Origin of the sequence: Streptomyces sp. SID3343 (assembly GCF_009865215.1) — a bacterium.
Taxonomy (GTDB): Bacteria; Actinomycetota; Actinomycetes; order Streptomycetales; family Streptomycetaceae; genus Embleya.
This window is the reverse complement of the sequence record NZ_WWJX01000831.1, coordinates 1-5,698: the sequence shown is the minus strand read 5'-3', so window position 1 is coordinate 5,698 and position 5,698 is coordinate 1. Positions and strand designations below refer to the sequence as shown.

6 protein-coding genes are annotated in these 5,698 nt (G+C 67.0%); 1 reads left to right on the top strand and 5 read right to left on the bottom strand.

Going from position 1 to position 5,698, the window contains the following annotated elements; genetic code table 11:
* Nucleotides 1-813 precede the first annotated feature (813 nt).
* The 5 genes from GT354_RS26090 to GT354_RS26070 all read right to left on the bottom strand — a co-directional run bounded on the left by GT354_RS26090 (nucleotide 814) and on the right by GT354_RS26070 (nucleotide 5,180).
* A complete protein-coding gene (locus GT354_RS26090; protein ID WP_161358816.1) occupies nucleotides 814-1,506 on the bottom strand; it encodes a Tellurium resistance in 693 nt (230 codons plus the stop codon).
* Between the two features lie 145 nt (nucleotides 1,507-1,651).
* Entirely contained in the window at nucleotides 1,652-2,803 is a 1,152-nt protein-coding gene (locus GT354_RS26085) for a DUF475 domain-containing protein (RefSeq protein ID WP_161358815.1), read from the bottom strand.
* Nucleotides 2,804-2,948: 145 nt separating this feature from the next.
* Nucleotides 2,949-3,527 (bottom strand): TerD family protein, encoded by a 579-nt coding sequence (locus GT354_RS26080; RefSeq protein ID WP_161358817.1) that lies wholly within the window; start codon nucleotides 3,525-3,527, stop codon nucleotides 2,949-2,951.
* A gap of 440 nt (nucleotides 3,528-3,967) precedes the next feature.
* Complete coding sequence (locus tag GT354_RS26075) at nucleotides 3,968-4,543, bottom strand: TerD family protein (RefSeq protein WP_161358814.1); 576 nt, start codon at nucleotides 4,541-4,543, stop codon at nucleotides 3,968-3,970.
* A gap of 178 nt (nucleotides 4,544-4,721) precedes the next feature.
* Entirely contained in the window at nucleotides 4,722-5,180 is a 459-nt protein-coding gene (locus GT354_RS26070) for a peroxiredoxin (protein ID WP_161358813.1), read from the bottom strand.
* Nucleotides 5,181-5,359: 179 nt separating this feature from the next.
* Here GT354_RS26070 and GT354_RS26065 point away from each other — a divergent pair.
* Nucleotides 5,360-5,698 (top strand): maleylpyruvate isomerase N-terminal domain-containing protein (locus GT354_RS26065; RefSeq protein ID WP_202512300.1); only part of this gene is annotated, 339 nt, incomplete at its 3' end.

The following is a 5,698-nucleotide window of genomic DNA, read 5'->3' as shown; positions in this document are numbered from 1 at the left end:
CACAACTACGCCGCCTGGACACCCCGCCCCAGGGCCCCCAATTCCAGTCCTGACCCCACCACCAACCAGCCCGGCCGGCGCTTGAAGCCACCCCAAGCCCGGCCGGCACTCGTGGCCACAATCAGCCCGCCCGACACCCGAGGCCTCCGGCCCACACCCAAAGCCGACCCAAGCAGACACAGCCCGGCCGGCGTTTGAGGCCACAGTCAGCCCGGCCGACGCCTGAGGCCTCCGGCCCACACCCAAAGCCGACTCAAGCAGACACAGCCCGGCCGGCGTTTGAGGCCACCCAAGCCCGGCCGGCACTTGTGGCCACAATCAGCCCGGCCGGCACTCGAGGCCTCCGGCCCACACCCAAAGCCGACCCAAGCAGATACAGCCCGGCCGGCGTTTGAGGCCACCCAAGCACAGCCCGGCGCGCCAGAGGCCACCACCCAAAAAGCCAACCCAAGCAAAAACCAGCCCGGCCGGCGCTTGAGGCCACCGGCCCACACCCAAAGCCGACTCAAGCAGATACAGCCCGGCCGGCGCTTGAGGCCACCCAAGCACAGCCCGGCGCGCCAGAGACCACCACCCAAAAAGCCAACCCAAGCAAAAACCAGCCCGGCCGGCGCTTGAGGGCACAGTCAGCCCGGCCGGCGCCTGAGGCCACCGGCCCAAACAGATGCAGCCTGGCCGGCGTCCGAGGCCAAAGACAGCCCGGCCGGCGCTTGAGGCCAAAAGACAGCCCAGCCGGCGCCTGAGGCCAAAATCACCCCACCGGCACCTGAGGCCAAAGGCCACCGCCAAAGGCCAACCCCCGCCCCACCAACCTCACTTGTACCCCCGAGCCCAAAGCAGCCCCCACCCATACTCCCGATCCAACTCCGCCTGATACCCCCGCACGTAGCGAACCTCCCGCCGCACCACGATCTCGTCGCCGTGGTTCTCCACCACGGCCACCGCACACGTGTGAGCCTCCCGAGCGTGCTCGTCCAACCGCACCTCGATCGGCAACCCGGCGTTCGGGAACAGCGTCACCACCCCGTTGACCTGGTCAAACGCCGGAATACCCTCGTAGATATAGACAAAGATCAACAACCGCCGCACATTTCGCGCCTGGTCGATGTTGATGAACAACGTCTCCCCCGACGCGGACCCCGACCGGTCGTCGGTGTCCAACCGCACATACGGCGGCTGACTGAACGCCCCATACAGGTTTCCCAACGCCTGCACGACGCCCTTCGACCCGTCCGCCATCTCCCACATGCAGCCGAGGTCGAGGTCGATCTTCTGCGGCAACGGCGGCGACTGCACCGCGAGCGGCTTGAACAGCCCCCCACTGCGCTGCCGCGGCGGCGCCTCCTCGACCTGTGGGTTCCAGTGCAGGTTGACCCGCAACGTCCCGGTCGCGGAACCCGCCTGGGTCAGCGACACCTCGGGTGTGGACCTGGTCAACGCGACCTTGTGCCCACCGTGTTCGGGCTCGCGCTCCACCAACCCGCGACGCCAGTCGAAACGCGGCATCAAACCCTCCCATTCCCCCGGCCGGCACGCATAGTGGCGGCTCCAGTACACAACATAACCGGACACGAAAAAACCGGTACCGTGCCCGACTGTTCGTCGGGCACGGTACCGGTCGCGATGTTCCGACGGCGGTACGCGCGCGAGGCTAGGCGTCGACCTTCCCGGCAGCGTTCTGCCCCGGGGTGTGCCCCACCCGCTTGTTGCGCGCGATCGACGAGATCAACGCGATCCCGATGAAGCCGACACCGACCAGGCCGGTGATGACCTCGTGGATCTCGTACTCGATCGACAGCAGCAGGATGCTCGCCAGCGCGCCGATCGCATAGTGCGCGCCGTGCTCCAGGTACACGTAGTCGTCCAGCGTGCCCTGCCGAACCAGGTAGACCGTGAGCGACCGGATGTACATCGCGCCGATACCCAGGCCGAGCGTGATCATCAGCAGGTCCTGGGTGATCGCGAACGCGCCGACCACACCGTCGAAGGAGAAGGACGCGTCCAGGACTTCGAGGTAGAGGAACATGAAGAACGCGGCCTTGCCGGCGGCGAGCTTGACGTTGCCGCCGCCGTTGCCGGCGGTCTGGGCCGCGGGCTTGGCCGCAGCGCCTTCCTCGGCCGCTTCGTCCTCGTCCTCGTCGTCGATGTGCGCGAGCGTGCCGTGTGTCTCGAAGTAGTCGGAGAGCCCGCCGACGCCCAGATACGCGATCAGGCCGAGCACACCGGCCACCATGACCGTGCCCTCCTTGTGCGCGGGCGCGAGCGTCTGCGCGGAGACCACGAGCACGATCAGCCCGATCAGCGTGGACAACACGTCGAAGCTGCCGAGCTTGGCGGTGAACCGCTCCAGCGGCCCGACCCACTTGTGGTCACGCTCGTCGAACATGAAGTCAAGGAAGATCATCAGCAGGAACAGACCGCCGAACGCGGCGATCGCGGGATGCGCCTCGTGGAGGTGGTCCGCATAGGTCATGCCGTCGATCATCTTGTCGTCGTGGAACGCGAGATCCACGACGTCGTTCGGACTCATGCCGGCGGTAAGACACACGATGAGCAGCGGGAACACGAGCCGCATACCGAAGACGGCAATCAAAATACCGACCGTCAAGAACATCTTCTGCCAGAAGGCATTCATCTTCTTGAGGATCGTGGCATTTACTACAGCGTTGTCGAAAGACAACGAGATTTCGAGGATCGACAGGATCAGCACGATGCTGAAGCCTGTCCACCCCCAGAAATACGCGGCGACGGCCAAGCCGACCGCCGTCACGCCGAACGACCAGCCGAACGTACGGATTACCACGGATGAGGTCCTTATCTACCTGGGGATTGCTTCTCCGGGTGGGTCATCAGGAAGACCGGCCTAGTCCGTCGCCCGAGAGGTCTCGGAAAAGCGGTCAGGGCCGGCCCCACCGGGTGACCGACCCTGACACTCCGTCAACAAGCGTTCATTGCACGCTGACGCCGAAGTCGAGTGCGATCCCCCGCAGGCCCGAAGCGTACCCCTGACCTACTGCGCGGAACTTCCACTCCCCCTGGTAACGGTAAAGTTCTCCAAAGATCATGGCTGTCTCGCTTGACGCATCCTCGGTGAGGTCGTAGCGCGCAAGCTCGTTGTTGTCCGCCTGGTTCACGATCCGGATGTAGGCATTACGGACCTGCCCGAAGGTCTGTCCGCGCATCTCCGCGTCGTAGATCGACACCGGGAAGACGACCTTCTCGACCTGCTCGGGAACGGCCATCAGGTCCACGAGAATGACCTCGTCGTCACCGTCGCCGTCGCCCGTGAGGTTGTCGCCGGTGTGCTCCACCGAGCCCTCGGGGCTCTTGAGGTTGTTGTAGAAGACGAAATAGTCGTCGCCGAGCACCTTGCCCGCACCGCCGCACAGCAGCGCACTCGCGTCCAGGTCGAACGATGCCCCCGTGGTGGCCCGCGCGTCCCAGCCCAGACCCACCAGCACATTGGTGAGATTGGGTGCGGCCTTGCTCAACGAGACGTTTCCGCCCTTGGCGAGGGTGACCCCCATCGAATCCTCCTGATCGTCGTACATTCGATTCAACCTTGCCACGCTCGGAGCGTGGCAGGCCCCCCATTACCAGGAAGTGACCATGTGTGGCTCACTGCCTGGTCGGAGCCCATTCCCGCAGCCCTGACGGCCCGCGCCACAAAGCCCGGACAGCCTGCCGTCCGGAGCCCGAACCACCGCCGACCGAAGCCGCGTTCGACCCGGTCCGGCCCGAAGACCCGAAGACCCGAAGACCCGAAGACCCGAAGACCCGAAAGGCCAGTGCCCCACAGACCCACGGCACAAGACCCAAGGCCCACGGCACGGGGCCCACGGCACCGGGCACGAGGCACGAGGCACGGGCCCAAGGACCCTGCCCCAAGGACTGCCCTCCCGTCCCCGGGACGACGAACGCCCGCCGACTGCTCACGCAGTCGGCGGGCGTTCGTCGCGTTCGCCGGTCAGACGTTGACCCCGAAGTCCTTGGCGATACCGCGCAGGCCGGACGCGTAGCCCTGGCCGACCGCGCGGAACTTCCACTCCGCGCCGTTGCGGTACAGCTCGCCGAAGACCATCGCGGTCTCCGTCGAGGCGTCCTCGGTGAGGTCGTAACGCGCGAGTTCGTTGTTGTCGGCCTGGTTCACGATGCGAATGAACGCGTTGCGCACCTGACCGAAGCTCTGCTGGCGCGTCTCGGCGTCGTAGATCGACACCGGGAACACGATGCGCTCGATGTCCGCGGGGACACCGGCCAGGTTGACCTTCAGCGCCTCGTCGTCGCCCTCGCCCTCACCGGTGGTGTTGTCACCGGTGTGCTCGACCGAGCCGTCGGGGCTCTTGAGGTTGTTGAAGAAGACGAAGTGCTGGTCGGACGGAGCCTGACCCGCGCCGCTGAGCATGATCGCGCTCGCGTCGAGGTCGAAGTCCGTACCGGTGGTCGTCCGCACGTCCCAGCCGAGGCCGACCAGAACCGCGGTGAGGCCGGGGGCCTCCTTCGAGAGCGAGACGTTGCCGCCCTTGCTCAGGCTGACGCCCACGAGTCCTCCAAATGATCATGGAGCACGAGTGCCCCGGAATATTCGCGTGTATGACGTGACAACGCGTGGATCCTAGCCAGGAGTTCCCCGACCGCGTCGAGTTCCGCCGCCGCATCGGTACCCCGCGCGGCACGGCCTACGCCCGAACCGGCCCGAGAACCCCCGAGCGCACCACGAATCAGACGGCGGCGAGGGCCTTGAGGTACTCGGCCTGGTCACGCGCGTCCGGAATCGCGTTGACGACGCTCCACTTGACGACGCCCTCCTTGTCGATGACGAAGGTCGCGCGCACGGCGCAACCCTTGTCCTCGGCGAAGACGCCATAGGCCTGCGCGGTGCCACCGTGCGGCCAGAAGTCCGACAGCAGCGGGTACTCGTAGCCCTCCTGCTCGGCGAACACCCGCAGCGAGAATGGCGCGTCGCAGGACACGGCCAGGACCTGCACGTCGTCGTTCTGGAAGTTGGGCAGATCGTCGCGAAGCGCGCACAGCTCGCCGGTGCACACACCGGTGAACGCGAACGGGTAGAAGACGAGGAGCACGTTCTTCTCACCGCGGAAGTCCGCGAGACGAACAACCTCGCCGTGCTGGTTCTTGAGCTCGAACTCGGGGGCCTTGCTACCGATCTCGACAGCCATGGTGCGCATCTCCTCATCCTGTGCGGCGAGACGGGGAACCCGCCTCCTCCGGCGGCATGCCGATCCGCCTCCCGGCGAGCCTAGTAGGCGACCGCAACGGCCCTCGCAGGGCCCGTCCTCCCCCGCCGGGGACCGATGCCGGGGAGTTCGACGCCGACGCCAAGGGGCAGTATGCGGGCATGTCCTCGATCGAGATCGTAAGCGGCCCGCGCGGCGCCGCCTCGATGCCCCAGACGCAGCAGCGCGACCGTGCCCTCGCCGCGTGGGATGCCTTCCGGACCGTGGCCGCCCGCGCCGACCTCGACGCCCCCTCCCGCCTCGCCGGCTGGGACGGCAGGGCCGTGGTCGCCCATCTCGCGTCGTGGCCCGAGGCGCCCCTGTTGGCCCGCCTGCTCGCCGAGGCCAGGGGCGAGCGCGCCCCCGACGCGGCCCCCCTCGATCAGGACGACGTCAACGCGCGTCTGGTCGAGCGGCACCGCGACGCGACCCGCGCCGACCTGCTCGCCGCCCTCGACGAC